The organism is Pseudomonas sp. CGJS7 (genome assembly GCF_036961695.1).
The window spans coordinates 26283-51881 of record NZ_JBAMDI010000082.1 but is presented as its reverse complement, the minus strand read 5'-3'; the positions used below and the strand labels follow the sequence as shown (position 1 = coordinate 51881).

General features: G+C 62.7%; 24 protein-coding genes and 1 pseudogene. 7 read left to right on the top strand and 18 right to left on the bottom strand.

Translation table 11 applies throughout. From position 1 onward, the window contains the following. Positions 1–121: 121 nt before the first annotated feature. From V7787_RS35040 to exbB, 6 genes are all read right to left on the bottom strand, one after another. Complete coding sequence (locus V7787_RS35040) at positions 122–1525, bottom strand: aminoacyl-tRNA deacylase and HDOD domain-containing protein (protein WP_336091966.1); 1404 nt, start codon at positions 1523–1525, stop codon at positions 122–124. 78 nt (positions 1526–1603) lie between these two features. After that, on the bottom strand, positions 1604–3682 hold the full coding sequence (gene recG / locus V7787_RS35035) for an ATP-dependent DNA helicase RecG (RefSeq protein ID WP_064493087.1): 2079 nt from the start codon (positions 3680–3682) through the stop codon (positions 1604–1606). A 3-nt stretch (positions 3683–3685) separates the two neighbouring features. Next, positions 3686–4612 (bottom strand): hydrogen peroxide-inducible genes activator, encoded by a 927-nt coding sequence (locus tag V7787_RS35030; protein ID WP_003253362.1) that lies wholly within the window; start codon positions 4610–4612, stop codon positions 3686–3688. 94 nt (positions 4613–4706) lie between these two features. Next, positions 4707–5438: an energy transducer TonB gene (locus tag V7787_RS35025; protein WP_010955804.1), complete on the bottom strand. Its 732-nt coding sequence runs from the start codon at positions 5436–5438 to the stop codon at positions 4707–4709. Then, positions 5435–5863 (bottom strand): TonB system transport protein ExbD, encoded by a 429-nt coding sequence (gene exbD / locus V7787_RS35020; protein ID WP_003253367.1) that lies wholly within the window; start codon positions 5861–5863, stop codon positions 5435–5437. The genes V7787_RS35025 and exbD overlap by 4 nt, the downstream gene beginning before the upstream one ends. A gap of 3 nt (positions 5864–5866) precedes the next feature. Further along, the gene (exbB, locus tag V7787_RS35015; RefSeq protein WP_020192139.1) at positions 5867–6829 is read right to left on the bottom strand and encodes a tonB-system energizer ExbB; all 963 of its coding nucleotides are present in this window, start codon (positions 6827–6829) and stop codon (positions 5867–5869) included. A 189-nt stretch (positions 6830–7018) separates the two neighbouring features. Between exbB and V7787_RS35010 the strand changes: the two genes are divergently transcribed. Further along, a complete protein-coding gene (locus V7787_RS35010) occupies positions 7019–7876 on the top strand; it encodes an NAD-dependent epimerase/dehydratase family protein (RefSeq protein WP_064493086.1) in 858 nt (285 codons plus the stop codon). A 169-nt stretch (positions 7877–8045) separates the two neighbouring features. Here the strand turns inward: V7787_RS35010 and V7787_RS35005 are convergent, their stop codons facing one another. From V7787_RS35005 to V7787_RS34985, 5 genes are all read right to left on the bottom strand, one after another. Continuing rightward, positions 8046–8777, bottom strand: coding sequence for a lipoprotein (locus V7787_RS35005; protein WP_010955801.1), 732 nt, complete (start codon positions 8775–8777; stop codon positions 8046–8048). Between the two features lie 56 nt (positions 8778–8833). Beyond that, positions 8834–9214: a RidA family protein gene (locus V7787_RS35000; protein ID WP_009684531.1), complete on the bottom strand. Its 381-nt coding sequence runs from the start codon at positions 9212–9214 to the stop codon at positions 8834–8836. A gap of 23 nt (positions 9215–9237) precedes the next feature. Further along, a complete protein-coding gene (gene spoT, locus V7787_RS34995; RefSeq protein ID WP_010955800.1) occupies positions 9238–11346 on the bottom strand; it encodes a bifunctional GTP diphosphokinase/guanosine-3',5'-bis pyrophosphate 3'-pyrophosphohydrolase in 2109 nt (702 codons plus the stop codon). 59 nt (positions 11347–11405) lie between these two features. After that, positions 11406–11669 (bottom strand): DNA-directed RNA polymerase subunit omega, encoded by a 264-nt coding sequence (rpoZ, locus tag V7787_RS34990; protein ID WP_003253383.1) that lies wholly within the window; start codon positions 11667–11669, stop codon positions 11406–11408. A 240-nt stretch (positions 11670–11909) separates the two neighbouring features. Continuing rightward, entirely contained in the window at positions 11910–12782 is an 873-nt protein-coding gene (locus V7787_RS34985; RefSeq protein WP_003253385.1) for a LysR family transcriptional regulator, read from the bottom strand. A 205-nt stretch (positions 12783–12987) separates the two neighbouring features. On the opposite strand from V7787_RS34985, the gene V7787_RS34980 reads away from it, so the two are divergent. The 3 genes from V7787_RS34980 (at position 12988) to V7787_RS34970 (ending at position 16803) form a co-directional block, all read left to right on the top strand. Beyond that, positions 12988–14370 carry a glutamine synthetase family protein gene (locus V7787_RS34980; protein ID WP_064493085.1) on the top strand — a complete coding sequence of 461 codons (1383 nt, stop codon included), beginning with the start codon at positions 12988–12990 and terminating at the stop codon, positions 14368–14370. 4 nt (positions 14371–14374) lie between these two features. Continuing rightward, entirely contained in the window at positions 14375–15142 is a 768-nt protein-coding gene (locus V7787_RS34975; RefSeq protein WP_020192234.1) for a gamma-glutamyl-gamma-aminobutyrate hydrolase family protein, read from the top strand. 119 nt (positions 15143–15261) lie between these two features. Continuing rightward, positions 15262–16803 carry an APC family permease gene (locus tag V7787_RS34970; protein ID WP_014592854.1) on the top strand — a complete coding sequence of 514 codons (1542 nt, stop codon included), beginning with the start codon at positions 15262–15264 and terminating at the stop codon, positions 16801–16803. A gap of 131 nt (positions 16804–16934) precedes the next feature. On the opposite strand, the gene gmk is transcribed toward V7787_RS34970, so the two are convergent. Then, positions 16935–17555 (bottom strand): guanylate kinase, encoded by a 621-nt coding sequence (gene gmk / locus V7787_RS34965; protein ID WP_010955795.1) that lies wholly within the window; start codon positions 17553–17555, stop codon positions 16935–16937. Between the two features lie 13 nt (positions 17556–17568). Beyond that, on the bottom strand, positions 17569–18432 hold the full coding sequence (locus V7787_RS34960; protein ID WP_064493084.1) for a YicC/YloC family endoribonuclease: 864 nt from the start codon (positions 18430–18432) through the stop codon (positions 17569–17571). A gap of 227 nt (positions 18433–18659) precedes the next feature. Here V7787_RS34960 and rph point away from each other — a divergent pair, with 227 nt between their 5' ends. Further along, entirely contained in the window at positions 18660–19382 is a 723-nt protein-coding gene (gene rph / locus V7787_RS34955) for a ribonuclease PH (RefSeq protein WP_003253397.1), read from the top strand. A gap of 23 nt (positions 19383–19405) precedes the next feature. Next, positions 19406–19774: a DUF4870 domain-containing protein gene (locus V7787_RS34950; RefSeq protein ID WP_003253399.1), complete on the top strand. Its 369-nt coding sequence runs from the start codon at positions 19406–19408 to the stop codon at positions 19772–19774. A gap of 33 nt (positions 19775–19807) precedes the next feature. Here V7787_RS34950 and V7787_RS34945 read toward each other — a convergent pair whose 3' ends face one another. Next, positions 19808–20587 (bottom strand): exodeoxyribonuclease III, encoded by a 780-nt coding sequence (locus tag V7787_RS34945; RefSeq protein ID WP_003253401.1) that lies wholly within the window; start codon positions 20585–20587, stop codon positions 19808–19810. Positions 20588–20667: 80 nt separating this feature from the next. On the opposite strand from V7787_RS34945, the gene pyrE reads away from it, so the two are divergent. Further along, positions 20668–21309 carry an orotate phosphoribosyltransferase gene (pyrE, locus tag V7787_RS34940; protein ID WP_003253405.1) on the top strand — a complete coding sequence of 214 codons (642 nt, stop codon included), beginning with the start codon at positions 20668–20670 and terminating at the stop codon, positions 21307–21309. Between the two features lie 159 nt (positions 21310–21468). Here pyrE and argB read toward each other — a convergent pair whose 3' ends face one another. The 4 genes and pseudogenes from argB to coaBC form a co-directional block, all read right to left on the bottom strand. Next, positions 21469–22374: an acetylglutamate kinase gene (gene argB, locus V7787_RS34935; protein ID WP_004575216.1), complete on the bottom strand. Its 906-nt coding sequence runs from the start codon at positions 22372–22374 to the stop codon at positions 21469–21471. 30 nt (positions 22375–22404) lie between these two features. Next, a pseudogene (locus tag V7787_RS34930) lies at positions 22405–23772 on the bottom strand (phosphomannomutase/phosphoglucomutase); the annotation flags it as partial. Between the two features lie 144 nt (positions 23773–23916). Beyond that, complete coding sequence (dut, locus tag V7787_RS34925) at positions 23917–24372, bottom strand: dUTP diphosphatase (RefSeq protein WP_064493082.1); 456 nt, start codon at positions 24370–24372, stop codon at positions 23917–23919. A gap of 5 nt (positions 24373–24377) precedes the next feature. Beyond that, positions 24378–25589, bottom strand: coding sequence for a bifunctional phosphopantothenoylcysteine decarboxylase/phosphopantothenate--cysteine ligase CoaBC (gene coaBC, locus V7787_RS34920; RefSeq protein WP_003253409.1), 1212 nt, complete (start codon positions 25587–25589; stop codon positions 24378–24380). Positions 25590–25599 lie beyond the last annotated feature (10 nt).

Below are 25599 nucleotides of genomic sequence, written 5' to 3'. Positions count from 1 at the left end.
ACTTACCCATAGATCCCCCAAGGGTTGGATTGGTGTCCAACTTCTTGGGGGCAGTCCAGGGATCGCGCCAGCTTTTAGAAATTGAGCAAGACAGTTGCTCCCACAGGCTATGTGTTAATGCTTAATGCGGTGCATGGAACTGCGAAGCCAGCTCACGCAACAGGTTCTCTGCTTCGAGCACCTTGTTCACCACATCCTCGGCCTTGTCCCGGGTAATGCTCAGGCGTTCCAGCAGTTCGTCAGGTATCTCTTCCTGCGGCCCTGAGCCTATACCTCGCGAGCGCAGCAGGCGGGTGGCCAGGCACGCCAAGTTGGGGAACGCGAAATATTCGCCGTCGTAGGCCGGATCGTGCTGGAAGCGCAAGGCAGTCGACAGCTCTTCTGGCATGTCCCACAGCTTCATCAGCCAGGCACCGATCTGTTCGCGGCTGATGCCCAGCAAGTGTTGCTCCACATAGGTGTGGTTCAAATGCGGGTTGACCTCAAGGTGGCGGCAAATCAGCGAGAAGTGCGGCGGGAACACGTGTGCCAGCAGCAGGTAGCCGAAGTTGTGCAGTAGCCCGGCCAGGTAGGTCAGCCCGGCCTCGGGGCGTTCTGCACGAGGCATGGCGCGGGTCAGGCCTTCGATGATCGCGGCGGTGTAGATCGATTGTTGCCAGTAGGGCGTGGCCTGCTGCGGTTGGTCTTTGGGTAGGCTCAAGGTCTTGCCCAGCGCCAGGCCCAGGGCCAGGTTGATCACCAGGTCGAAACCCAGTACACGCACGATGGCGTCTTCCACCGAGCGGATCTTGCCCGGCGAACCATAGTAGGGCGATGCAGCCCAGCTCACCACCTGTGCCGCCAGCGCCGGGTCGGTTTCGACCACGCCGGTGATGTCGTCGATGCTGGCGTTGGGATCTACCCGCAGCTTGATGATCTTCTGCGCGGTGTCGGCGAGCGGTGGAATTTCGATGGTTTCTTCCAGGCGTTTCTGAATGCGTCGGGCAGTGAAGGCCTGGACCGCATCGGTGATTTCCCGGGTGTCGTCATCGGGGCGGTCGAGATTGGGACTGATCGCTTCGACTTGCTGGCCGAAGCTGCTGGCGCTGGCCTTGGCCAGCATGCGCTTGAAGTGTGCGCGTTCAATTTCCAGCAACAGGCCGGCTTCGCCTGACTGGATAAAGACAGTTTCAGCGTCGAGCAGGCTCTTTTCGTACTGACATGGCGAGCTGGTCAGCGCCGGGATGCCCGGCAGGGCCTTGAGGTGGTGCTTGTCGAGCATCTGCTTCAGGCGCGGCACCGACACGGCGGTCAGCTTGCGCCCGGTCAGCTCGGCCAGCCGGTTGAGGTCCAGCAGGTGGCTCTGCGGGAACAGCACCATGAGGGCGCCGACCTCGTCGTCGAGAAGGACAGCCTGCACCCGCGAAGCCGCAGGCAGGTGCGAGTGTTCGACCACCTGGCGGTAGGGCACGCCGAGTTTGTCGAGCAGCAGCCTGATGACGGAGGGGGCGTGTGGGGTTGCGGTTTCCAGGGCAACTTCAGTCATGGTCCGTATCCACTGTATCTTTTAAACGCGAAGTATAACCAGCCTGCGAGCAAATCTGGATCCATTCTGGGACTAGCGTCACACTTGGCCATATTGTTGGCCGTGGCGCAGCCAGCGGTCCAGCAGCGGGCTGACGTGTTCCGGCCAGCGTGATACCAAGGCCTGGGCCGCGTCGCGCACGGCCGGCAGCAGGTCGGCGTCGCGCATCAGGTCGGCGACCTTGAACTGCAGTAGACCGGTCTGGCGGGTGCCGAGCATCTCGCCCGGGCCACGCAGTTCAAGGTCTTTTTCGGCGATGATGAAGCCGTCGTTGGTCTCTCGCATGATCCCCAAGCGCTCGCGGCCGATCTGCGACAGCGGCGGGTGGTACAGCAGCACGCAATGGCTCACGGCGCTGCCCCGGCCAACCCTGCCACGCAGCTGGTGCAACTGCGCAAGGCCCAGGCGCTCGGGGTTCTCGATGATCATCAGGCTGGCGTTGGGCACGTCCACGCCCACCTCGATGACCGTGGTGGCGACCAGAAGCTGCAGGTTGCCAGCCTTGAACTCGGCCATGATCTCGGCTTTTTCTGCCGGTTTCATGCGCCCATGGATCAACCCCACCTTCAGTTCACCCAGCGCACTGCCAAGCTCCTCATAGGTGCTTTCGGCGGCCTGGCAGGTGAGTTCTTCGGACTCTTCGATCAGCGTGCATACCCAATAGGCCTGGCGCCCCTCGGCGCAGGCGGCGCGTACCCGCTCGACCACTTCGAAGCGGCGGCTGTCGGCCACCAGCACGGTGTTCACCGGCGTACGCCCTGGCGGCAATTCGTCGAGCACCGAGGTGTCCAGGTCGGCGTAGGCGCTCATGGCCAGGGTGCGCGGAATAGGCGTGGCGGTCATGATCAATTGGTGCGGGCAAAGCTCGCCGGCCACGCCCTTCTTGCGCAGGGCCAGGCGTTGCTGTACGCCGAACCTGTGCTGTTCGTCGATGATCGCAAGGGCCAAGTGCTTGAACCTTACCTCTTCCTGGAACAGTGCGTGGGTGCCGACCACCATGGGTGCGCCGTTGGCGATCTGCTCCAGGGAGGCTGCCCGGGCCTTGCCCTTGAGTTTTCCGGCTAGCCAGGCGACTTCGATGCCCAGCGGTTCCAGCCAGCGCTTGAAGGTAATGTAGTGCTGCTCGGCGAGGATCTCGGTGGGTGCCATCAATGCCACCTGGTAGCCCGCCTCCAGCGCCTGCAACGCCGCCAGTGCAGCGACCACGGTCTTGCCGGCACCCACGTCGCCCTGCACCAGACGCATCATCGGTTCGTGCTGGCTAAGGTCGTAGGCAATTTCGTTGGCTACCCGCTGCTGCGCGCCGGTCGGCTGGAAGCCCAGGTTAGCCAGGTATTGCGCCTGCAGGCGCGTGGCCCTGGGCAGTACCGGCGCACGCAGGCTGCGCAGGCTTTCGCGCAGGCGTTGCTGCGACAGCTGATGGGTCAGCAATTCTTCGAAAGCCAGGCGATGCTGGGCCCAGTGCTGGCCTTCGGCAAGCTCTTCGAGGTCGGCGTCGGCCGGCGGGTTGTGCAGGTAGCGGATGGCTTCGTCCAGGGGTGCCAGCTGGTAGTCCCGGGCAAGTTCGTCAGGCAGCCAGTCGGGCAGGCTACGCGGGCCAAGCAGCGCAAGGCTCTGCTGGCACAACAGGCGCAGGCGTTGCTGGGTAAGGCCTTCGGTGGACGGGTAAATTGGCGTCAGGGTCTGCTCCACCGGTGGTGGTGGCTCGTTGCCGTTCAGCGCACGGTACTCCGGGTGGTAGATTTCCAGGCCCGAAGCGCCGGGTCGGGCTTCTCCGTAGCAGCGCAGGTGGGTGCCCCGCTTCAGGCCCTCTTTCTGCGCGTTGCTGAAGTGGTAGAAGCGCAATGTCAGCACACCGCTGCCGTCGCCCAGGCGCACCACCAGGCTGCGGCGCTTGCCCATGGTCACATCGGCACCACTGACCACACCCTCGATAACCGCATCCTGGCCGGGACGCAGCTGGCCGATTGGCACCACGCGCGTGCGGTCCTGGTAGCGCAGGGGCAGGTGGAACAACACGTCCTGCAGGTTTTCCAGGCCGACCTTGGCGAGTTTCTCCGCCATCGCCTCGCCCACACCTTTCAGTACTGTGACCGGGACCTTCGACAGCTCACTCATGACTCAGGCCGGTTGTTCCGCAGGGTTTTTGGCGACCGAGCACAGGCGGATCGAATCGGCGAGGATCTCGATGGCCTTTGGCCGCGGGAAGCTGGCGCGCCAGGCGATGGCTACCGTGCGGAACGGTGCCGGTGCCGTCAGCGGGCGCACTTCGATGACGCCGGGGGCATAGTGATGGCTGTGCACTGCCGACAGCGGCAGGATCGATACGCCAAGGCCGGAAGCCACCATGTGACGGATGGTTTCCAGCGAGCTGGATTCGACCGTGGTGTGCCTTGAGCCTTCACCCCCCTTGTTCAGGGTAGGGCAGGCTTCCAGTACCTGGTCACGGAAGCAGTGGCCCTCACCAAGCAGCAACAGGCTCTTGTCATTGAGCATGGCGGTGTCGATGGTCTTTTTCGCCGTCCATGGGTGGTCGGCAGGCATCAGGGCGCAGAACGGTTCGTCGTATAGCGGTAGCGTCAGCACGTCGGCTTCGTTGAACGGCAGGGCGATGATCACCGCGTCCAGTTCGCCGTTGCGCAGCTTTTCGCGCAGTACGTGGGTGAAGTTTTCTTCGATGTACAGCGGCATTTGCGGCGCCACGCGGTGCAGCTGCGGGATCAGGTGCGGGAACAGGTAGGGGCCGACGGTGTAGATGGCGCCGACCTTGAGCGGAGCGGTCAGCTGATTCTTGCCGGCCTGGGCCAGCTCGCGAATGCCCTGGGCCTGCTCCAGTACCTTCTGCGCTTGGGCGACGATGTTTTCGCCGACCGGGGTCAGGCGTACTGCGCTTTTGCTGCGCTCGAAGATCAGAACGCCAAGCTCGTCCTCGAGCTTCTTCACACCGACCGACAGGGTGGGTTGGCTCACGTGACAGCGCTCGGCGGCATGGCCGAAGTGCTGTTCCTGGGCGAGTGTGACGATGTAGCGTAATTCTGTAAGGGTCATAACGTGCGTCCATGAAGTTGCGGGCCCAGCATAGCGGCTGCAATCGATAGACGCACGTTATCAGACTTGCCGAATTGTGACAGAAGCAAAAGTCTTAGCGGCGGTCCAGTGAGTAGACGAACGGTGCCACGACTTCAATCGTGCCATTGTTCAGCAACTCGGGTGGCGGCTTGGGTACCGTGCCGGCCCGACGGATCATTTCCAGGGTCGCCCGGTCCAGTGCGGCACTGCCTGAGCCACCGGCCATGGAGTACGACACGACCTTGCCTTCGGCGTCGACCACGAAGCGCAGGCGGTTCATGCCTTGCAGGCCGCGACGGCGCGCGTCTTCCGGGTAACGCTTGTACTTGGCAAGGTGGCGCAGCAGGTCGCTCTGCCAGGTTGGCAAGGCGTTGCTGTTGGACGCAATGCTCGGTGCCGGTGCCGCGGACTTCTGCGGTGGCGAGTTGCTGGGCGGTGCGTCCACCGTTTGCTCGGTGGGTGGTGCTTCCTTCGGCGGCTCAGGCTTTTTCTCGGGCTTGGGCGGCTGGGGCTTGGCCTTCGGCTTGGGCGGCTTGGGGATGGCGATCTTGGGCTTGGGCGCTTCTGCCAGCTTCGGCAACGGTGGTTCCTCGACCGGGGCCGGTGGCTGCGGAGCTGCCTTTGGGGGTGGTGGTGGCGCAGGCTCCGGCAACGGTGCCAGTTCGACCATCATCGCTGCCGGGGGCAGCTCGATGGCCTGTGGCACCGACCAGTTGAGCGTCAGCAGCACGGCGACCACGTGCACACCCAGCACGATCGCCAGGCTGCCACCGTAGCGCGCCATGTTAGAGCGCGTTTTCATCATTTCTTGGCTGCCGTCTCGAGACCTACCAGACCGACTTTCAGGTAGCCGGCCGCGCGCATGTTGTTCATCACTTCCATCAGGTCGCCGTAATCCACGCCTTTGTCAGCCTGGAAGAAGATGGTGGTTTCCTTGTCACCCTTGGTCTTGGCGTCGAGCATCGGGCCAAGCTGATCGGGTGCAGCAACCTGATCGTCGCCGACATACAGCTTCTGGTCGGCCTTGACGCTGACGAACACCGGTTTCTCCGGCCTTGGCGCCGGTTTGGCGGTTGAGGCCGGCAGGTCGACCTTGATGTCGACCGTAGCCAAGGGGGCGGCGACCATGAAGATGATCAGCAGCACCAGCATCACGTCGATGAACGGCGTAACGTTGATTTCGTGGTTTTCGGCGAGGTCGTCGCCACCTTCGTTGAGATGCAGGCCCATGGCTTACCCCACTTTCACCATGTGCGGGGCGGCGCGCTCGCTACCCTGGTGGTCCAGATCACGGCTGACCAGCAGCAGTACCTGGGCGGAGGCATCGGACACCTGCGCCTTGTAACCGGCAATGGAGCGGGCGAAGACGTTGTAGATGACCACGGCCGGGATTGCCGCAACCAGGCCCAGAGCAGTGGCCAGCAGCGCTTCGGCGATACCTGGGGCAACGACGGCCAGGTTGGTGGTCTGGGTCTTGGCGATGCCGATGAAGCTGTTCATGATGCCCCATACGGTACCGAACAGGCCGACGAACGGCGCGGTGGAGCCGATGGTTGCGAGGACGCCGGTGCCGCTGCTCATGGTGCGGCCGCTGGCATGCACCAGGCGCTCCAGACGGAAGCTGACGCGCTCCTTGATGCCTTCTTTTTCGCGAGCGTTAGCCGAAAGACGCATCTCTTCGAGGGCGTCGTGGACCAGGGTGTGGGCCAGGGTGCCTTCCTTGTTGGTGACCTCGCTGGCTTCTTTCAGGGTGGTGGACTTCTTCAGCTGGGCGATTTCACCACGCAGGCGACGCTTGGCGCCCATCAGCTCGAAGCCTTTGGCAATCCAGATGGTCCAGGTGATGATGGAGGCGATGGCCAGGCCGATCATGACGATCTTCACCACGATGTCGGCGTTCTTGTACATGCCCCATGGGGACAGGTCATGGGCCATGCCCAGCGAGGTGTCTTCGACCAGGGCTTGAACGCTCGGGTCTGCTGCGGCCGGGTTGCTGGCAGTGGCATCAGGCGCCGGTGCATCCGCCGGGGCAGCAGCAGGTGCGGCCGGGGCAGTGGCAGCAGCAGGTGTGGCGGCGTTGGTGGTTGGCTCATCGGCCATGGCCACCGGGGCCAGCACCAGGCTGAGTGTCAGCGCGGCGATGGCGCGCCAGGCGCGCGACGGGGTTGGCGAAGCGGAAGGTTGAGTACGTGTCATGCTGGCCGGACCTGATGAAGAAAAAGTGAACGTTCTCCAAGGCCTCGATGTAGGCCGAGAACAATTTGGCCGCCATTATTGCAAGTAATTCTTGTTAACAAAAGTAATATTGTAGCTTTTTTCGCCTATGGTCTAGCCGCCCATCGTGTAGCGTGGCCAGGCTGATCTATTGGTCTAGGGAGTTTAGAGATGTCAGACCTTTCCGTGATGGTGGTGGGTTGTGGTGATGTGGGTGGGCGTCTGGCCAGGCAGATGTTGGCTAAAGGCTGGCAGGTGAGCGGCCTGCGCCGTTCTGTTGGTCAGCTGCCCGCAGGGGTTCAGCCGGTTGCCGCAGATTTGGCCGAACCGTCGATACCGCAGGCCTGGCCACAGGGCCCGCTGGACTACCTTGTGTACTGCGTGGCGGCCAGCCAGCACGATGAGGCGGGTTACCAAGCAGCCTATGTCGATGGTTTGCGCCATGTGTTGGCCTGGTTGGCCGAGCGTGGCCAACGCCCGCGCCGGCTATTGTTCGTCTCCAGCAGCAGCGTGTATGCGCAGAAGGACGGCGAGTGGATAGCTGAGGGCGCTGCCACCGAGCCCGAGGGCTATTCCGGGCGTGTGATGCTGGAGGCTGAACGGTTGGCACTGGCCAGCGGCATCCCGGCGAGCGTGGTCCGCCTGACCGGTATCTATGGCCCAGGGCGCGAGTGGTTGCTGAGCCAGGTGCGTCAGGGTTACCGCGTTGCCGAGGAGCCGCCGCTGTATGGCAACCGCATTCATGCCGAAGATGCCGCCAGCCTGCTGGCGTTTCTGCTGCAGGCCGATGCTGATGGCAAGGCTCTGGACGACTGCTACATTGGCGTCGATGATGACCCGGCGCCGCTGGCCGATGTTGTGGCCTGGCTGCGGGCGTATATGGGCGTTACCGAATGGTCCGATGAGCAGCGGGTGCGGCGTACTGGCAGCAAGCGCTGCAGCAATGCCCGGGCGCGGGCGCTGGGCTGGGCGCCGGTATATCCGAGCTACAAGGAAGGCTACGCCGCGATACTGGCAGGAAAAGCCTAGCTGGCAACTGGCGCGATGCCTTGTGGGAGCAACTGTCTTGCTCAATTTCTAAAAGCTGGCGCGATCCCTGTGGGAGCGGGCTTGCCCGCGAACACGGGCGAAGCCCGTGCCATCCACCGCGGTGTCTTCTTCGCGGGTAAACCCGATCCTACAGGGACCGCGCATCATCTCAGCTGCGCTCCAGCGTCCACTGACGCTTGCCCGCTGCCAGCTCTGGCATTTCATCCGGCTGTGCACGGTTCACTGCCTGGAAAATCTCCAGCTTGTCACCATCGCGCTTGATGATGAACGGTGCACCACGCTGGTTGCGCTCCAGCCACAGGCTGTCATTGTTGCCACCCATGGTCGCGCAATCACCTGCCAGGCACAGGGCGAAGCGGTCCGGTCCGGGTAGGCCGGTGACGTTGCCGGTGTCGCTGAAGCGCACGCTGGCGCCCTTGCCTTGGCCTTCGACGATCTTCCAGTTACCACCCAGGTAGGCTTGGTAAAGCGCTTTCTCGAAGCTGCTGCCCAGTGGTGCATTGGCTGCAGCCTGCGCCTTGGCGCGCACAAAGGTCTGCTTGGTGCCGTTCTGGTCGACGGCCAGCAGCTCGTCGCCATCGAGCGAAAGCTGCTCGGTCTGGCCGCCTTGGAAACGGGCCTGCCATTGCTTTTCATTGGCGCTCAGCTGGCCGTCAGCGGCCTCGAAACCATTGCTATAGCTAGCTTGCTGATTGGCCACGTCGAGCTTCCACTCGAACACTGGGCCGTGCTCATTCAGCGCCTGGCGCAGGCTGCCGGCTTTGACCGCCGCAGTGATGGCTTCCTGGTTGATCCAGATGCCGTTGAAATCTTCGGGTTTGTGGCTGGTGCAGCCGCCCAGTAGCAGGGCTGCCAGCGCGAAGGGCAGTGCTTGACGCATGACGGGGTAACCTTGCAGAGGAAGGAGGGTGACGGGCAGGGCCCGTCACCAGGGCATCATTCGATGACCAGGATGGCGTCCATTTCGACCTGGGCGCCTTTCGGCAGTGCGGCAACGCCGATGGCGGCGCGGGCCGGGTAGGGCTGTTCGAAGTAGCGGCCCATCACCTCGTTTACCTTGGCGAAGTGGCTCAGGTCGGTGAGGAAGATGTTCAGTTTCACGATGTCCTTGAACGAACCGCCAGCAGCTTCAGCCACGGCCTTGAGGTTCTCGAACACCTGCACGGTCTGGGCTTCGAAGCCTTCGACCAGCTCCATGGTCTTCGGGTCCAGAGGGATCTGGCCCGACATGTACACGGTGTTGCCGGCCTTGATCGCCTGCGAGTAGGTGCCGATGGCGGCAGGGGCCTTGTCGCTGTTGATGACGGTTTTGCTCATGATGACTCCTTGCGGTTGGCGGACTACGTACGCATGCGGGTGATGCGGACCACACCGGTCAGGGTACGCAGCTTCTTGATCACACGCGCCAGGTGCACGCGGTCGTGCACGCTGACCACCAGTTGGACCACGCTGATACGGCCGTCGCGTTCGTCCATGCTGATCTTCTCAATGTTGCCGTCGGCGGCGTTGACGCTGCTGGCCAGCAGGGCGATCAGCCCGCGCTGGTGTTCCAGTTCGACACGCAGTTCGACATTGAACTCGCCAGTGATGTCCTTGGCCCAGGAGAGTTGCACGCACTTTTCGGGGTTGTGGCGGATTTCACTGATGTTGCGGCAGTTCTCCAGGTGCACGACCATGCCCTTGCCTGCTGACAGGTGGCCGACAATCGGGTCTCCCGGGATCGGCGTGCAGCACTTGGCGTAGCTGAGCACCAGGCCTTCGGTGCCGCGGATCGCCAGCGGGCCTTCTGGCGCCGGCAGCTGTTCGCCTTCGGCCGACAGCAGGCGGCGCGCGACCACGTAGGCCATGCGGTTGCCCAGGCCGATGTCTTCGAGCAGGTCTTCTATCAGCTCCAGGCGGTACTCGGCGAGAATAGACTGGATGCGTTCCTGGGGGATTTTCTCCAGGCTGCTGTCGAAGCCAGTGAGTACCTTGTTCAGCAAGCGTTCGCCCAGGCTGATGGACTCCGAGCGGCGCTGTTGCTTGAGCGCGTGGCGGATATTCGTGCGTGCCTTGCCCGAGACCACAAAGTTGAGCCAGGCCGGGTTTGGCCGAGCGCCCGGGGCGCTGACGATTTCCACTGTCGAGCCGCTTTGTAGCGGTTCGGACAGCGGCGCCAGGCGGCGGTTGATGCGGCACGCGATGCAACTGTTGCCGACGTCGGTGTGCACCGCGTAGGCGAAGTCGACGGCCGTGGAGCCTTTGGGCAACTCCATGATCCGGCCTTTGGGCGTGAACACGTAGACCTCGTCCGGGAACAGGTCGATCTTCACGCTCTCGATGAATTCCAGGGAGTTGCCGGCACGTTGCTGCAGTTCAAGGATACCCTTGACCCACTGGCGGGCGCGCGCGTGGCTGCCCTTGGGCTGCTCGTCGTCGTTTGACTTGTATAGCCAGTGCGCGGCGATGCCGTTGTTGGCCATCTCTTCCATTTCGCGTGTGCGGATCTGGATTTCGATGGGCACGCCGTGCATGCCGAACAGAGTGGTGTGCAACGACTGGTAGCCGTTGGCCTTGGGGATCGCGATGTAATCCTTGAAGCGTCCGGGCAGCGGCTTGTACAGGTTGTGTACGGCGCCGAGCACGCGGTAACAGGTGTCAACCTTGTCGACGATGATGCGGAAGGCATACACGTCCATGATCTCGTTGAAGGCACGGCGCTTGCCGCGCATCTTCTTGTAGATGCCATAGAGGTGTTTCTGTCGACCGCTGACCTCGCCCTCGATGCCGTCGGCGGCCAGGCAGTTGGCCAGCGAGTGCTCGATCTTGGCGACGATCTCTTTGCGGTTGCCGCGCGCGCTCTTCACTGCTCGATGAATCAGCGACGAGCGCATCGGGTGCATGGCCTTGAAGCCAAGGTCTTCGAACTCTACGCGCACGGTGTGCATCCCCAGGCGGTTGGCGATGGGGGCGTAGATCTCGAGGGTTTCCTTGGCGATGCGCCGGCGTTTTTCGCCAGACAGCACTTCCAGGGTGCGCATGTTGTGCAGGCGGTCGGCCAGCTTGACCAGGATCACGCGGATATCGCGGGCCATGGCCATGGCCATCTTCTGGAAGTTTTCCGCCTGCGCCTCGGCCTTGGTCTCGAAATTCATCTGGGTCAGCTTGCTGACCCCATCGACCAGTTCGGCCACGGTCTCGCCAAACTGCTGGCTGAGGGCTTCCTTGGCGATGCCGGTGTCTTCGATCACATCGTGCAGCATGGCCGCCATCAGGCTCTGATGGTCCATGTGCATGTCGGCGAGGATGCTGGCCACGGCCAGCGGGTGGGTCACGTAGGGCTCGCCACTGCGGCGGCGTTGCCCATCGTGGGCCTGTTCGGCGTAGAAATAGGCGCGCCGGACCAGGTTGACCTGTTCGGGGCCAAGATAGGTCGAAAGCCGTTCGGCCAAGGCTTCTATACCCGGCATGGGTTCACCTCCTGCCGAGGAAGAGGGCCTTGCGCCGTACGACGTCGACCTGGCATCAATCAGACAGCCTCGTTGTTCTCGTCCTCGAATGCGGCGAACACCGGATCCTCGGTGACGATCTCTTCAGCGGCGATGAACTCGTTGGTGACGATGCCTTCGGCAATTTCACGCAGGGCAACAACGGTTGGCTTGTCGTTTTCCCACGCAACGCGTGGCTCTTTGCCGCCGGTCGCCAGCTGGCGAGCGCGCTTGGTCGAGAGCATGACCAGCTCAAAGCGGTTATCCACGTGTTCCAGGCAGTCTTCAACAGTTACGCGGGCCATGGTCTTCCTCAGTAGCAATTGCGGTGGGCGTGCAGCCCATTAATGGGCAGGCGGACTCGATAGTATAAAAATTCACCAGCCAATAGGGAAGCGCTGTTTTGCCGGGCGGTAGCTGCAAACCCTGCGCTGCCTTCTTCGCGGGTGAACCCGCTCCTACAGGGGCCGCGTAGCTTGTAGCGGCGGGTTTACCCGCGAAAGGGCCGGAACAGACACCCTCAGTGCATGAGCCTGACGATAACCTCAGAGCATCGCGTCACGCAACCGCGGGGTCAGCTCTTCGAACAAGGTTTGCACCGAGCGCAACGCCCGGCAATCCGGCCGGGTCAGCAACCACAACTGAGTGTCGCAGCCGGGCAGGGGGCCGCTGAGTGCATCCACCCCGGGCAGCGCATGCACCATGTAGTCCGGCAGTGCTGCCACGCCCAGGCCGGCCATTACCAACTGGGCGATGGTCGACATGCTGCTGCACTGGTAGCGCGGGCTCAGACCCGGGTGTTGCTGGTTGCGCCAGACCACCGTAGGGTGGTCCTGCATCGAGTCGTCTGGTGCGATCCACGGCACGCTGGCGGGGGACTCGCTCAGGCGCTCGCGCCACTGTGGCTGGCCGCAGACCACATAGGAGGTCGAACCCAGGTTGCGGCCCACCAGGTGCTCCGGTGGCGTATTGGTCAGGCGCAGGGCGATGTCGGCGTCGCGCCGGCTGAGGTTGGCGAAGGTGTTGGAGGTGCCCATCTCCAGCGACAAGGCCGGGTAGTTGGACATGAACTCGGCCAGTGCGGGCAGCAACAGGCTGTGCATCACCGCCTCTGTGCAGGTCAGGCGCACCGTGCCGCTGACCACTTGCTCGCCACTGGTCATGGCAATGCGCGCTGCTTCCAGCGCCTGCTCGGCACGTTCGGCCTGCTCGGCCAAGGCCTGGGCGGTGTCAGTCGGCAGATAGCCCTTTCGGCTCTTGACGAACAAGGCGGTGCCCAGCGCCGACTCCAATCGGCGGATCGAGCGGAACACGGTCGAAACGTCGACTTTGAGCAGTTCGGCGGCTTTGGCCAGCGAGCGGCCACGTTCCAGTGCCAGGACCAGAGAGAGGTCTGCGTGGGTTATCTGATATTGCATTGATGCACGCTCTGCTTGCCAAATTGCCAATGTCTGTTGCGTCTGGGCCATTTTATAGTGAAACGGCCCCCCGGAATCAATGCGCCCGGTCGGGTAACCAGTCCCCACGATGGGAAAGTGAAAACAACAACAGCTGCAACCATCGTCGCCCGTGAGGCGCCAGCCGTATCCCCACATCGCCGCAGCACATCAAAGGATGTACACCATGACGTCGGTAACCCCGTGCGCCAGTTCTTCCAGCGAGATGAATGACTTCCTCCAGGCCCATCCGGACACGCAGTACGTAGACCTGCTGATCTCCGACATGAATGGCGTGGTACGTGGCAAGCGCATCGAGCGGGCCAGCCTGCACAAGGTGTACGAGAAGGGCATCAACCTGCCCGCATCGCTGTTCGCCCTTGATATCAACGGTTCCACTGTCGAAAGCACCGGCCTTGGCCTGGACATCGGCGACGCCGACCGCATCTGCTTCCCGATCCCCGGCACGCTGTCGGACGAGCCGTGGCAAAAGCGCCCCACCGCCCAGCTGCTGATGACCATGCACGAGCTGGATGGCCAGCCGTTCTTCGCCGACCCGCGTGAAGTGCTGCGCCAGGTGGTGAGCAAGTTCGACGACCTGGGCCTGGATATTTGCGCCGCGTTCGAACTGGAGTTCTACCTGATCGACCAGGACAACCTCAACGGCCGCCCGCAGCCGCCGCGCTCGCCGATCTCCGGCAAGCGCCCGCAGTCGACCCAGGTGTACCTGATCGACGACCTCGACGAGTACGCTGACTGCTTGCAGGACATGCTCGAAGCTGCCAAGGAACAGGGCCTGCCCGCCGACGCCATCGTCAAGGAAAGCGCCCCGGCGCAGTTCGAGGTCAACTTGCACCACGTGGCGGATCCGCTGAAGGCCTGCGATTACGCGATCCTGCTCAAGCGCCTGATCAAGAACATCGCCTACGACCATGAAATGGACACCACCTTCATGGCCAAGCCCTACCCGGGCCAGGCAGGCAACGGCCTGCATGTGCACATTTCATTGCTGGACAAGAAAACCGGCAAGAACATCTTCGCCAGTGACGATCCGCTGCAAAGCGATACGCTGCGCCACGCCATCGGTGGCGTGTTGGAAACCATGCCGGCGTCGATGGCCTTCCTGTGCCCCAACATCAACTCCTACCGCCGCTTCGGTGCGCAGTTCTACGTGCCCAATGCGCCGAGCTGGGGCCTGGACAACCGCACCGTGGCCGTACGCGTGCCCACCGACAGCAGCGAAAACGTGCGCCTTGAGCACCGTGTAGCCGGCGCCGATGCCAACCCGTACCTGATGCTCGCGGCGATCCTTGCCGGCGTTCACCATGGCCTGACCAACAAGGTCGAGCCCGAGGCGCCGATCGAAGGCAACTCCTACGAGCAGCTGGAGCAAAGCCTGCCGAACAACCTGCGCGATGCCCTGCGCGCGCTGGATGACAGCGAAGTCCTCAACCAATACATCAGCCCGGACTACATCGATATCTTCGTGGCCTGCAAGGAAAGCGAACTGGCCGAGTTCGAAGTGTCGATTTCCGATCTCGAGTACAACTGGTACCTGCACACGGTGTAAGCCCATGAGCGCAAATGCGGTCCCTTTGATCGGTGTCAGCGCCTGCCGTCAGCAGGTAGGGAAGAACTCCTCGCACACGGTCGGCGACAAGTATGTCGAGGCGGCCGGCTTTGCCGGCTTGCCACTGATCTTGCCGGCCCGTGATGGCGGCAGCGACACGCAAGCGCTGCTGGCTCGCCTGCACGGCATTGTTTTTACCGGCTCGCCTTCAAATATCGAGCCGCATCATTACAATGGCGCCCCCAGTGTGGCGGGTACCCGGCATGATCTGGCGCGTGATCGCCTGACCCTGCCGCTGCTGCAGGCAGCCATTGCCGTCGGTGTGCCCGTATTCTGCATCTGCCGAGGCTACCAGGAGCTGAACGTGGCCCTTGGCGGCAGCCTGCACCAGCGTGTGCAGGAGCTGCCTGGCTACCTTGACCACCGCGAACCTGAGGATGCCCCCCTGGAGGTGCAATACAGCCCTCGCCACTCGGTCAGTATCGAGCCTGGCGGGTTGTTCGAGCGCCTGGGCCTGGCGGCGCAGTTCGAGGTCAATTCGCTGCACAGCCAGGGCATCGACCGTCTGGCCCCGGGCCTGCGCGTCGAGGCACGGGCCCCGGATGGCCTGATCGAGGCGGTGTCCATGCCTGCGGCGCCGGGCTTTGTGCTTGGGGTGCAGTGGCACCCGGAGTGGCGCTTCAACGAAAACCCGGTTTCGCTGCGTCTGTTTCAGGCGTTTCGCGAGGCCTGCAATGCCTACGCAGCACGGGAGGGCTTACGGCAGGAATGATTCTGACGTCAGCCGAAGGTCTCGGATGACTCGTCCCCGATAGCAAGCTTTCAATGAGTGAAAGCGAGCCTTGTACCCAAGGCTTGTTAAAACAATTCCAAAATTTACGGCAAATACTCATGAGCAATTACACAGAAGCCGGCCGCCCACCCGATGTGGCGGCCGACGCGGGCAACACTCAGCGCAGCAAAGGCCTGGCCAAGGGTCGCTTGGGGCTGCTGGCCAGCGTGGTGCTGGGCATTTCCACCATCGCCCCGGTCTATACCCTGACCGGCGCCCTTGGCCCTACCGTGCGTGAGGTGGGCGCCCACCTGCCGGCCGTGTTCATCGTGGGCTTCTTGCCGATGCTGCTGGTGGCCCTGGGCTATCGCGAGCTGAACTCGGCGGAGCCTGACAGCGGTACTTCGTTTACCTGGTCGGCGCGTGCATTCGGCCCGATGATCGGCTGGATCGGCGGCTGGGGACTGGTGGTTGCCACCACGATCGTGCTGTCGAACCTGGCAGGTGTGGCGGTGGATTTCTTCTACCTGTTCCTTGGCCAGATCACCGGCAAGCATGAGCTGGCAGCGTTGGCCGACAATCTGTTGATCAACATCGTTACCTGTTGCGTGTTCATTGGCCTGGCAGTGTGGATCTGCTGTCGGGGTATCGCCACCACAATGACCGTGCAGTACGGCTTGGTGGCCCTGCAGCTGTTGGTGTTGATCGGCTTTGCGTTCGCCGCTTTCGGCGGCACCACCGCGCCGCCACCGCTGGCGTTCGATTTCGCCTGGTTCAACCCATTCGGTGTCGAGTCGTTCTCGGCCTTTGCCGCTGGCCTGTCATTGTCGATCTTCATCTTCTGGGGCTGGGACACTTGTCTGACCGTCAGTGAAGAGTCGGTGGGCAGCGAAGAGGTGCCGGGCAAGGCCGCTACCTGGACCGTGATGTTGATTCTCGGCCTGTACCTGTTCACCGCGATCGCCACCCTGCAGTTTGCCGGTATCAGCGAAACGGGTCTGGGCCTGAACAACCCGCGCATCCAGGAGAACGTCTTTGCCCACCTGGCCGGCCCGGTCATGGGGCCGCTGGCGATCCTGATGTCCATCGCCGTGCTGGCCAGTACGGCGGCGTCGCTGCAGTCCACCTTCGTGGCGCCGGCGCGCACCCTATTGGCCATGGGTTATTACGGTGCGGTACCGCAGAAGTTCGCCAGCGTCTGCCCGCGCTCGCAAACGCCGCGCTATGCCACCATCTGCGCCGGCCTGGCCGCAGGCCTGTTCTACGTGACCATGCGTACGCTGAGCGAGAACGTGCTGGCAGATACCATCACGGCGTTGGGCATGATGATCTGCTTCTACTATTCGCTGACCGCGTTTGCCTGCGTCTGGTATTTCCGCGGCAGCCTGTTCGACAGCCTGCGCCACTTCATCATGCGCGGCCTGTGCCCGCTGGTGGGGGGTGTTATCTTGTCGGTGATCTTCGTGCGCACCGCCATCGACAGTGCTTCGCCGGACTTTGGCAGCGGCTCGCATGTGGGCGGGTTGGGGCTGGTGTTCGTGATTGCCGCGATCATCTCGGTGCTTGGCATCGGCCTGATGATGCTGTCGCGCATGCGTGCGCCGGCGTACTTCCTCGGGGCTACCCTGCGTCAGCAGGCTACCTTGCCGCTGCAGGACTAAACCATTGGGGCCGCTCTGCGGCCCTTCGCGGGCACGCCCGCTCCCACAGGTGCGGCACAAGCCTCAAGGCAGTGATCAATCCGTGGGAGCGGGCGTGCCCGCGAAGGGCTGCAATGCAGCCCCATCGATCTTCAGCCGATCATTTGCTTGAGCAATGCCGCATGACGCTGCTGCTGCTTCTTCAGCAGCAGCCGATTCGAGCGGAACACTGCTTTCAAGTCTGCCAGCGCCGTGTCGAAATCATCATTGATGATGACGTAGTCATACTCGTCGTAGTGCACCATCTCGCTGACCGCTTCCTTCATGCGCCCGGCAATGATCTCTTCGCTGTCCTGCCCGCGTCCGTCCAGGCGGTGGCGAAGCGCCTCCTGGCTTGGAGGCAGGATGAACACCGACAGCGCCTGTGGCATCAGCTTGCGCACTTGCTGTGCACCTTGCCAGTCGATTTCCAGAATCAGGTCGTAGCCCTGGTCCAGGGTCTGCTGCAGCGCGCTGCGTGAAGTGCCGTAGAAGTTGCCGAACACTTCGGCATGCTCCAGAAAGTCACCTTGCGCGATCAGCGCCTTGAATTCCTCGTGGACGACGAAGTGATAGTTCACCCCGTGCTGCTCGCCCGGGCGCATGGCGCGAGTGGTGTGCGAGACCGAGACGCGGATCTGCTGGTCGTCTTTGGTCAGGGCGGTGACCAGGCTGGTCTTGCCGGCACCCGAAGGGGCCGAAACGATGTAGAGGGTGCCGCTGCTGTGGTTCATGGTCGGGGTGGCCTTACTCGATGTTCTGTACTTGTTCACGCATCTGTTCGATCAATACCTTCAGGTTGACCGCCGCTTGCGTGCTGCGTGGGTCGAAGGCCTTGGAGCCGAGGGTGTTGGCCTCGCGGTTGAGTTCCTGCATCAGGAAGTCCAGGCGCCGGCCTGCGGCGCCGCCACCCTTGAGCACGCGGCGCACTTCGGTGACGTGGGTGCTGAGGCGGTCGAGTTCCTCTGCCACGTCGCTTTTCTGGGCCAGCAGTACCATCTCCTGCTCCAGGCGCTGTGGGTCCAGCTCGGCTTGCATGTCGCCGAAGCGGTCGAGAATCTTCTGCCGCTGCGCCGCCAGCATCTGCGGCACCAGGGCGCGCAGGGTAGTGACTTCGCTGGCCATGTTGTCCAGGCGTTCGTTGATCAGCCGGGCCAGTTCCTGGCCTTCGCGCTGGCGCCCGGCCTTGAGTTCGGCCAGCGCTTCGTCGAACAGCGCCATGGCTTCGGCGTTCAGTGCCTGGGGGTCGCTGGTGTCGGCCACCAGCACGCCTGGCCATGACAGCACTTCCAGCGGGTTCAGGGGGGCCGGCTGCTTGATCAGGCCAGCCACTTCCTCGGCGGCGGCAACCAGATGCGCGGCGCGCTCATGGTCCACTTTCAGCGGTTTGCCATTGCTGTCTTCGTTGAGGCGCAAGGTGCATTCCACCTTGCCGCGTGACAGGCCCTGGCGCAGGCCTTCACGTACACCGCCTTCGAGGTCGCGCAGGGCCTCGGGCAGGCGTAGGTGCGGCTCCAGGTAACGGTGGTTGACCGAACGCAGCTCCCAGACCAGGGTGCCTTGGCTGCCGGCGCGCTCGACACGAGCAAAAGCGGTCATGCTGTGCACCATGGGGAGTACCTCGCGTAATGAATGAACGGTGGGAGCCTCTCGGCTGCAAGGCGCAGGATTGTAGCGCAGTGTCGCCGTGGCGCCCAATCCGCCTATGTTACTGACGGGTGGCTACTGCGGTAGGAAAAGGCGACGGGCTGTGCCGGGCGCGACAATAGGCATGTCTTCCCCGGGCTGCGGGCTCTATAATGCTCGGCAGATTCAAAGTCCCAGTACAGGTATCCCAGATGAAACGTCCAAGTGGTCGCGTTGCCGATCAGCTCCGCTCGATCCGCATCACCCGCAACTACACCAAGCACGCCGAAGGGTCGGTACTGGTCGAGTTCGGTGACACCAAAGTCATCTGCACGGTCAGCGTTGAAAACGGTGTACCGCGCTTCCTCAAAGGCCAGGGCCAAGGCTGGCTGACCGCCGAGTATGGCATGCTGCCGCGCTCCACCGGCGAACGTAACCAGCGCGAAGCCAGCCGTGGCAAGCAGGGTGGCCGCACCCTGGAAATCCAGCGCCTGATCGGCCGTTCGCTGCGCGCCGCGCTGGACATGAGCAAGCTCGGTGACATCACCCTGTACGTCGATTGCGACGTGATCCAGGCCGATGGCGGTACCCGTACCGCGTCCATCACCGGCGCCATGGTTGCCTTGTGCGACGCTTTGGCAGTGATCAAGAAGCGCGGCGGCCTCAAGGGCGGCAACCCGCTCAAGCACATGATCGCTGCCGTGTCGGTAGGCATGTACCAGGGCGAAGCGGTGCTCGACCTGGACTACCTGGAAGACTCCGCAGCCGAAACCGACCTGAATGTGGTCATGACCAGCGCTGGTGGTTTCATCGAAGTGCAGGGTACTGCCGAAGGCGCACCGTTCCAGCCGGAAGATTTCAACGCCATGCTCGCTTTGGCGCAGAAGGGCATGAACGAGATTTTCGAACTGCAGCAGGCAGCACTGGCTGACTGAAACCAGCCAAGGAGGTGCGGGGCATGAGCGATTCGAACCTGTCGATCACCCCGCCCAATGCCGAAATCCGGCAATGGGCGATGTTCTGCCACCTCTCCGCGCTGTTGGGCCTGGTAGTGCCGCTTGGGCACCTGCTGGGCCCGCTGGTGCTATGGCACCTCAAGCGCGAGCAAGACCCTTTTATCGACGCCCAGGGCAAAGAGGCGCTGAACTTTCAGATCAGCGTGACCATTGCCGGGTTCATCTGCTTCCTGCTGATGTTCGTGTTTATCGGGCTGGTGCTGTTTGCCATGCTCACGGTGGCAGTGATGATATTGATCATCATTGCGGCGGTGCGGGCGAATGAGGGCAAGCCTTATCGCTACCCGATGATCTGGCGGCCGATCAAATAACCATTGGGGCTGCAACGCAGCCCCAATGGCCTTTTAGATGGTCAGCGTCCAGTCATAGTCGACGATCAGCGGCGCATGCTGGGAGAAGCGTGGCTGACGCGGCAGGCGAGCGTTGCGCACGAAGCGGCGCAGGCCCGGGGTCAGGATCTGGTAGTCGAACCGATACCCCAGGTTGAGCATCTCGGCCTGCTCGTTGTCCGGCCACCAGCTGTACTGGTCGCCTTCACGGCTGACTTCGCGCAAGGCATCGACATACCCCATCTCGCCAGTGATCGCATCCATCCAGGCGCGTTCTGGCGCCAGGAAGCCCGGCGACTGCTGGCTGTCACGCCAATTCTTGATGTCGAGCTTCTGCTGCGCCACGTAGAACGAGCCGCAATAGATGTATTCGCGACGCTTGCGACGCTGCTTGTCCAGGTACTTGGCGAAGTCGTCCATCAACTTGAACTTCTGGTTCAAGTCTTCGTCGCCGTTCATGCCCGAAGGCAGCAGCAGGCTGGCAATACTGACTTTGTCGAAATCTGCTTGCAGGTAACGCCCGTAGCGGTCGGCTGTCTCGAAGCCCAGGCCGGTGATGACTGCCTTGGGCTGCATGCGCGAGTAAAGGGCCACACCACCTTGGGCAGGCACCTCCGCGTCGCAGGCATAAAGGAAATAGCCATCGAGCTGGAAAGCTGGGTCGTCGAGTTCAAAGGCCGAGGCGCGGGTATCCTGAAGGCAGATGACGTCGGCATTCTGGGCTTGCAGCCAGCTGAGCAAACCACGCTCGGCCGCAGCCTGAATGCCATTTACGTTCACACTGATGATCCGCATAAATGGCCCCAAAAATCTCGTGCGTGTATGATACCCGAGCTCAACCCATTTAGCTAAATCCGTGGTGTCCGGGACTATTCATGCAGCCGTATCAGCGCGACTTTATCCGTTTTGCCATCGATCGCGGGGTACTGCGTTTCGGTGAATTCACCCTGAAATCGGGGCGTACCAGCCCGTATTTCTTCAATGCCGGCTTGTTCAACACCGGCTCCGCACTGGCTGAGCTGGGGCGTTGCTACGCCGCCGCCATCGTCGACAGCAAGATCCCGTTCGATGTGCTGTTCGGCCCGGCCTACAAGGGTATCCCTTTGGCGGCGACTACCGCCGTGGCCCTTGCCGACCAGCATCAGCTGGACGTGCCATGGTGCTTCAACCGCAAGGAAGCCAAGGACCATGGCGAAGGTGGCAGCCTGGTCGGCGCGCCGCTGGCCGGTGACGTGCTGATCATCGACGACGTGATTACTGCCGGTACCGCCATTCGTGAGGTCATGCAGATCATCAACGCCCAGCAGGCCAAGGCCGCTGGTGTACTGATCGCGCTGAACCGTGAAGAGCGCGGCAATGGCGAACTGTCGGCGATCCAGGAAGTGGAACGCGACTTCGGTATCCCGGTGGTCAGCATTGTTTCGCTGACCCAGGTGCTGGAGTTCCTGGCTGACGATCCACAGCTGAAACAGCATCTGCCGGCTGTCGAGGCCTACCGGGCGCAGTACGGGATCTGATCCTGGCCCAGGAATGAAAAAGGCGACCTTCTTCAGAGGGTCGCCTTTTTTTGTGCCGCCTGATCTGGCCCTTTCGCGGGTAAACCCGCTCCTACATGGGGATTTCCTTTGTAGGAGCGGGTTTACCCGCGAAGAGGCCAGTGCAGGCTAACCGATCAATCAGCGCGGCTTGCGGTTGGTAATCAGGGTGCCCACGCCGCTGTCGGTGAAGATCTCCAGCAGCACTGCATTCGGCACGCGGCCATCGATGATGTGCGAGCTGTTCACGCCGCCCTGCACCGCATCCAGCGCGCACTTGATCTTCGGCAGCATGCCGCCATAAATGGTGCCGTCAGCGATCAGTTCGTTGACCTGCTCGGTGGTCAGGCCAGTCAGCACCTGACCCTGTTTGTCCATCAGGCCGGCGATGTTGGTCAGCAGCATCAGCTTCTCGGCCTTCAGCGCTTCGGCCACCTTGCCCGCCACCAGGTCGGCGTTGATGTTGTACGACTCGCCGTTGGCACCCACGCCGATTGGCGCGATGACAGGGATGAAGTCGCCCTTCACCAGCATGTTCAACAGGTCGGTGTTCACGCTCACCACTTCGCCCACGTGGCCGATGTCGATGATTTCCGGAGTGGTCATCTCAGGCGTCTGGCGGCTGACAGTCAGCTTGCGGGCGCGAATCAGCTCCGCGTCCTTGCCGGTCAGGCCGATGGCGCTGCCGCCGTGGCGGTTGATCAGGTTGACGATGTCCTTGTTGACCTGGCCGCCCAGCACCATCTCCACAACGTCCATGGTCGCCGAATCGGTGACGCGCATGCCGTCGATGAAGTGGCTTTCGATCGACAGGCGCTTGAGCAGGTCACCGATCTGCGGGCCACCGCCGTGGACTACCACCGGGTTGATGCCCACAGCCTTCATCAGCACGATGTCACGGGCGAAGCCCGTCTTGAGCTCCTCGCTCTCCATCGCGTTGCCGCCGTACTTGATCACCAGGGTCTTGCCGACAAAGCGGCGAATGTAAGGCAGTGCTTCGGACAAAACCTCGGCTACATGGGAAGCGGCATCGCGATCGAGGGTCATGCAGGGCTCCTGTAAGGAACAGATAGTCGGTCAGAACGGCAGTTGCAGCTCAGGCTCTACCCGCAGCAACTGGGTGCGGAAAACATCCTTGATACGTTGCAATTCGGCGTCGCTGTCGGCCTCGAAACGCAGCACCAGCACCGGGGTGGTGTTGGAGGCGCGAACCAGGCCCCAGCCGTTGGCGTAGTCGACCCGCACACCGTCGATGGTGGTCAGGTTGGCTTCGCCCCAGTCGGCGTCGCGTTGCAGTGCATCAATGATGCTGAATTTACCCTCGTCGGTCACATCAATATTGATTTCCGGCGTGGAAATGTCGTTCGGGAAGGCGGCAAACAGGTTTTCGGCGCTCTGCTCGGTCTTGCTGAGGATCTCCAGCAGGCGCGCGGCGCTATAGATGCCGTCGTCAAAACCGTACCAGCGTTCCTTGATGAAGATGTGACCGCTCATCTCGCCTGCCAGCAGCGAACCGGTCTGCTTCATCTTCTTCTTGATCAGCGAATGGCCGGTTTTCCACATCAAGGCGCGGCCACCGTGCTGTTCGATCAACGGGGTCAGGCGGCGGGTGCATTTGACGTCGAAGATGATCTCGGCGCCCGGGTTGCGCGACAGCACGTCCTGGGCAAACAGCATCAGCAGGCGGTCGGGGTAGACGATGCTGCCGGTGTTGGTCACCACGCCGACGCGGTCGCCGTCACCGTCGAAGGCCAGACCGATATCGGCACCGGTTTCCTTGACCTTGGCGATCAGGTCCTCGAGGTTTTCCGGCTTGCCCGGGTCCGGGTGGTGGTTGGGGAAGTTGCCGTCGACCTCGCAGAACAGCGGGATCACTTCGCAGCCCAGGGCTTCGATCAGTTGCGGTGCAACCACGCCAGCGGCGCCGTTGCCGCAGTCCACCACCACCTTGAGCTTTTTTGCCAGCTTCACGTCGCCGACAATCTGCTTGAAGTAGCGGTCGAGGATCTCGACCTTTTCCACGCGGCCTTGGGCCAGGGTCAGGTCGTTGGTTTTCAGGCGGGCCAGCAGGGCCTGGATCTGTTCGTTGGCCAGGGTGTCACCGGCGATGACGATCTTGAAACCGTTGTAGTCCGACGGGTTGTGGCTGCCGGTCAGCATCACACCGGACTTGCCGGCCAGCACGTTGGCTGCGTAGTACAGCGCCGGGGTAGGCACCAGGCCGACGTCGCTGACGTGGCAGCCCGCATCGACCAGGCCTTTGATCAGCTGTTCCACCAGCATCGGGCCCGACAGGCGGCCATCGCGCCCTACCGAAACCTGCGGTTCGCCCTGGGCCAGGCTTTGCGCGCCGATGGCGCGGCCGATCCAGTAGGCGGTTTCGGCGTGAAGGGTCTTGCCGACCACGCCGCGGATGTCATATGCGCGGAAAATGCTGTCGGGCAATGCGGCGGGGACCAGGTGGGCCATGTCGTTCATCTCTGGAAGCTCCATTAGTCAAAGGCTTTCTGGGCAGGCGCAAACTGAACGCTTGGACGGTGGTTTCGCAAGAGAGTTCGCCATCCTTGGCCTGAACGGTCATTTGCCGGCTCAGTGGCTGCCGGAGTGACCGAAGCCGCCAGCGCCACGCTGGCTTTCGTCGAACGCTTCGACGATTTCGAAGTGAGCCTGCACCACCGGCACCAGCACCAGCTGGGCGATGCGCTCGCCAACCGCGATGGTGAACGGTGTGTTGCCGCGGTTCCAGCACGACACCATCAGCTCGCCCTGGTAGTCCGAATCGATCAGGCCGACCAGGTTGCCCAGCACGATGCCGTGTTTATGGCCCAGGCCCGAGCGCGGCAGGATGACTGCCGCCAGGCCCGGGTCGCCGATGTAGATCGACAGGCCGGTAGGAATCAGGATGGTCTGGCCCGGTTCGAGGATGGTGTCTTCCTTGAGCAGGGCGCGCAGGTCGAGGCCGGCGGAGCCGGGGGTAGCGTATGCGGGTAGCGGGAATTCGCTGCCCAGGCGTGGGTCGAGGATCTTGGCTTGAAGAGCGTGCATGTAACTTATTGAACCTGGTTGAGCCGTTCGGCGATGAAGGCGACCAGTTGCCGGGCGATCTTGCCCTTGCTGGTCTGCGCGAAGAGGGTCTGGTGCTGCTGGCGGTCGATCACGGTCAAGGCGTTTTCTTCGCTGTTGAAGCCGATGCTGGGGTTGGCCACATCATTGGCGACAATCAGGTCGAGGTTCTTGTCCTTGAGCTTGCGCGTGGCGTAATCGAGCAGGTGCTCGGTTTCGGCGGCAAAGCCGACGCTGAACGGGCGGTCGGCGCGGCCAGCAATGGTGGCAAGGATATCGGGATTACGCACCATCTGCAGCAGCATGCCGTCGCCGGTCGTAGGATCTTTCTTCAGTTTTTGTGTGGCAACCACTTCGGGGCGGTAGTCCGCAACCGCTGCCGAGGCAATGAACAGGTCGCACGGCATGGCCGCTTCACAGGCTGCGAGCATGTCCCGCGCGCTGACGACGTCGATGCGGCTGACCCGGTCAGGGGTTGGCAAGTGCACAGGGCCTGTGACGAGGGTCACCCGAGCCCCTGCTTCGGCGGCCGCTTCGGCCAGGGCGAAGCCCATCTTGCCGGAGCTATGATTGGTGATGTAGCGCACCGGGTCGATGTTTTCCTGGGTCGGCCCGGCGGTGATCAGCACGTGCTTGCCGGTCAGTGCCTGGCGCTTGAAGCTTTCCGCGGCGCACCAGGCCAGGTCGGTGGCTTCGAGCATGCGCCCCAGGCCGACGTCGCCACAGGCCTGGCTGCCGGATGCCGGGCCGAACACCTGAATGCCACGGCTCTTGAGCAGCTCGAGGTTGGCTTGGGTGGCCGGGTCACGCCACATGGCCTGGTTCATCGCCGGCGCCACGGCGACGGTGGCGTCAGTGGCCAGCACCAGCGTGGTCAGCAGGTCGTCTGCCATGCCCTGGGCCATGCGTGCCATGAGGTCGGCGGTAGCTGGGGCGATCAGCACCAGGTCCGCCCACTTGGCCAGTTCGATATGGCCCATGGCAGCTTCGGCGGCCGGGTCGAGCAGGTCCATGTGTACGGGGTGGCCCGACAGCGCCTGCAGGGTCAGCGGGGTGATGAATTCTGCACCACCCCGGGTCATGACGACGCGCACCTGCGCGCCGTGCTCCAGGAGACGGCGAATCAGCTCGGCGCTTTTGTAGGCGGCAATGCCGCCACCCACGCCGAGAACGATGCGCTTGCGATACAGCCGCTGCATAGGCTTGCCT